Source organism: Burkholderia sp. 22313 (assembly GCF_052045245.1).
GTDB lineage: Bacteria > Pseudomonadota > Gammaproteobacteria > Burkholderiales > Burkholderiaceae > Burkholderia.
In genome coordinates, this window is sequence record NZ_JBQEON010000097.1 from 1 (window position 1) to 418 (window position 418).

1 protein-coding gene is annotated in these 418 nt (G+C 72.5%); it reads right to left on the minus strand.

The annotated features are described in order from the left end of the window. A partial coding sequence (locus ACTJKF_RS31445) for an autotransporter-associated beta strand repeat-containing protein (protein ID WP_440629023.1) occupies positions 1-418 on the minus strand: 418 nt, incomplete at both ends.

The following is a 418-nucleotide window of genomic DNA, read 5'->3' on the forward strand; positions in this document are numbered from 1 at the left end:
CCGACGCAGCACTCAGGTCGAGCGTCGCGCCTGCGCCCGCGAGATTCATCGCGCCGGTCGATACGAGGCTGCCGCCCGCGCCGAGCGCCAGTGTGCCGGCGTTGATCGTCGTGCCGCCGGTGTACGTGTTCACGCCCGTCAGCGTCGTGGTCGCCGCGCCGTCCTTCACGAGCGCGCCCGCGCCGGAGATCGCGCCGCCCAGCCCGAGCGCGTTGCTGCCGCCGAGCGACAGCGTCGCGCCCGTGCCGAGATCGATCGCGTTGCCGACCGACAGGTTCGCGTTCGTATCGAGCGTCGCCGCACCGCCGACCGTCAACGTGCCCGTGCCGAGCGCCCCGCTGTTGCCGATCACGAGGCTGCCGCTGTTCAGGTTCGTGCCGCCCGTATAGGTGCTCGCGCCGTTCAGCGTCTGCGTGCC